Here is a 3169-nt window from a genome sequence, read left to right as displayed (position 1 = left end):
ATACTGGATCATAAAAATATATAATGCTTATATCTCTCGGATCTCTCTTAAAAATATATTTTTGCTTTTTACTGTATTTACTGGAATCTTCTCTAGAATGAATGTATTTTCTAAGTATATCGTCATAATATGTTATATGATCTATTAACACACCATACTCTTGAATTGTCCTTTCAACAAAAGGCATGAAATCAAGCTTAATTCTTCTTTCATTAAATAGTTTTGGTGGTAGCCCAGTGCCAGTTTCGCCATTTAACCCGAAAATTCCACTTTTATATTTATCTAAAGGTGACATCATTATCGAAGAATGTACTTTCTGATGATAAACATTTACAATATAAATTGTCAACCACTTCTCAAAGTCACTTATGGTTAATGATGCTTTTTCAACTGAATTATAGTTTTCTCGGTCACTAATTTTCGAAAAAGTAGAACCGGAAAGATTGTGAATCTCTTTTGAGAAGGTGCCTAATAATCTTTCAACATGACCACCCCAATGGGGAGTAGCTATAGGTCTATGTTCTATATTTATTCCATAATTTTGACAGGCCTTTTTTAACATGTTTCCTCTAAATTCCTTCGCATTATCTAAATGAATTGTCGCCATGGTGCCCCAACACGGCCAATCACCTTGAATACCGTATTTATCTAATAATAAATCCTTAGTCAAAATTGCATTTGCTATACAGATGCCGGTGCCCATTTCCCCCGGGGGATCAAATGATAAATGAAATCCTACCACCATTCTACTAAAAACATCAATTGCAACAGTAAGTATAGGGCGCTTAAATGGCTTGCGATAGAGCTCATCAACTAAAATTATATCTACCGTAGTATGATCAATTTGGACAACAGAGAGTGGAAAGTTAGCCCCAGGAAAGTTACCTTTAATTGGGTCAAACTTGTCCCTTGCCGCCTTAGTTCCAAATCTAGCTTTTAATACTTCTTCGTCGGATAAGCTTTTAATACGGTTTCTAACTGTATTTTTATGAGGAGGAATTAAATCTAATTCTTTACATCGTAGAGTGATTTCTCTGATGACCTTAGAAATAGATTTTTTGGATGAATCCAAGTATATATTAGCTATTGCTTCATTTATAATATTATCTACATGCAAGTCTAATCTACTTTTATTTCTTCCGCCTGTCCTTTTTTTTGTACTAAGTGCAATTATATTTCCTTCAGAATTGAACTTTTTTATCCAGCGATATATGGTTGAATAATGAACTTTGTTCTTTGCAGCTATATTTTTTATTTCTTCTGTAGATAACTGGTTGTCGATAATGGTTTTTACAATCTCATGCCTATAGACAGCCGTGCTCCATTCTTTATCTGTCATTACTTCGATTGAAGTATTTGTATTCTGTTCGGGTGAATCGTTCACTGACAGCAAATCTCTCGGAGGTACACTATGTAATACATTGGTTTGCAATAATTGAATTGTGATCAAATTTACATCAACAATTTTAAGAATAACTGCAGGTTGCTCTTTATAAAGAACCTTTGTGCCAGGAACAAATTTTAAGGAAGCCATACCAAAGATTTTAAAGTGAGTTTCTCCTTTAAATTTGTATAAAGGAAATTATTTGATACCATATACCAAGTTAAGAAAATTAATTCAGCTTGCTTCTCTTTATCATCTGTAATTTCATCTAGTAAATTCTTAACTGTTATTTTCTTTTGTTTTTCCATTTCTGAAAATAGCAATTGAAGATCTGTATTAAACTCAGGAAATGCACTCTTTTCTTTATTAATATTACAAAAAAAATTTTTGTATCTGTCTAAAAATTTATAGTTATTTAGTTCTATAAGCCTTTCGGATCTAATCTGTAAATCGGTAATAACGCAAAATTCAAAGCCTTTTTTTTCGCAGAATAGTTTTGCTGCATGAAATTTTTCATGAAGTTCCGCACCTTTACTGATTAAAGTACTTTCGTATTTAATCTCTACTAACCTTGGAATTTGTCCGTCAAAATATTCTATTAAAAAATCAGGATAATATCTTCTATTATTACCTTGAGAGTCAACATACTTAATTTCTAAGGGTTGCTCTAAGTAGTACTTTACATTATCTTCATACTCTAGCAAGTAGATAAAATCCCTTTCCAATGATGATTCAAATTGGATTGTTGTCCTGAGCCTTTTTGAATTAACTACCCCAGTTAAAGAAAATCTCTTTGCTGTAATTTCTCTCACGCGTTTACGAAAATTTGCATCATCTTCTGTAAAGTCTCTCCTGTCGCGAGTCACTTGGCAACTATTTTTAGCATCATCTTGTGTGCTATTTTGTGAGTTTAGTTGCCCTTTTTTTGCATTATATTTTATATTTGACAGGTGGCGGTTATCCGCAACCGGGTGAAATTTCACTGGCTCACAACGGGGTTTTGTTTCTGGATGAAATGCCGGAATTTAAAAGAACGGTTCTTGAAGTGATGAGACAGCCTTTGGAAGATCGTGAAGTTACTATTTCAAGAGCCCGATTTACGGTAAATTATCCTGCCAGTTTTATGCTCGTTGCTTCGATGAATCCGAGTCCGAGCGGATTTTTTCCCGACGACCCGAACAATACTTCCTCAACCTACGAAATGCAGCGATACATGAATAAGCTTTCCGGACCGCTTCTGGACAGAATTGACATTCATATTGAAGTGCAGAAAGTGGAATTTGAACAGTTGGCGGAACGCAGAAAAGGTGAAAAAAGTGAAGACATCCGAAAGCGGGTTCTTATTGCCCGCGAAGCTCAAAGAGAGCGATATAAAGATTTAAAAATCAGCTATAACGCTCAAATAGGACCAAAAGAAATTGAAAAATTCTGCGAACTGGATGCCGCATCTTTCAACCTCATCAAAATGGCTATGGAAAAGCTTAATCTTTCCGCACGAGCTTACGACAGGATTTTAAAAGTATCCCGCACCATCGCAGATCTTGAAGAATCTGAGAATATTCTTTCTCATCATGTTTCAGAAGCCATCCAATACAGGAGTTTAGACCGTGAATTCTGGAATGCCTGATCATAGAATATCTCTTTTTTGTTTTAATTATAATTTTTTGTGGTTTCGGGGCAGCTTTGCTGCTAGTCATGGTCGGAAGAAATCCGACCTCTTTTATGTTTTGAAAACTTTGTCTGGATTTCCTCCTGCAAAAATGATTAATACAGCTGTAATCATAT

At 34.5% G+C, this 3169-nt stretch carries 2 protein-coding genes and 1 pseudogene; 1 reads left to right on the top strand and 2 read right to left on the bottom strand.

Annotated features, from left to right (window positions below):
• A partial coding sequence (locus DD829_RS22805; RefSeq protein WP_116548199.1) for a helix-turn-helix domain-containing protein occupies positions 1-1534 on the bottom strand: 1534 nt, incomplete at its 3' end.
• Positions 1522-2196 (bottom strand): Tn7 transposase TnsA N-terminal domain-containing protein, encoded by a 675-nt coding sequence (locus tag DD829_RS22800; RefSeq protein ID WP_228408276.1) that lies wholly within the window; start codon positions 2194-2196, stop codon positions 1522-1524. The genes DD829_RS22805 and DD829_RS22800, both read right to left, overlap by 13 nt.
• Positions 2197-2333: 137 nt before the next feature.
• On the opposite strand from DD829_RS22800, the pseudogene DD829_RS22795 reads away from it, so the two are divergent.
• A pseudogene (locus tag DD829_RS22795) lies at positions 2334-3011 on the top strand (ATP-binding protein); the annotation flags it as partial.
• Between the last annotated feature and the right edge of the window lie 158 nt (positions 3012-3169).

Source organism: Chryseobacterium sp. HMWF035 (assembly GCF_003094695.1).
Classification (GTDB): Bacteria; Bacteroidota; Bacteroidia; order Flavobacteriales; family Weeksellaceae; genus Chryseobacterium; species Chryseobacterium gambrini.
Note: the sequence above shows the minus strand (reverse complement) of the source record. Positions and strands in the feature narration are given on the sequence as shown.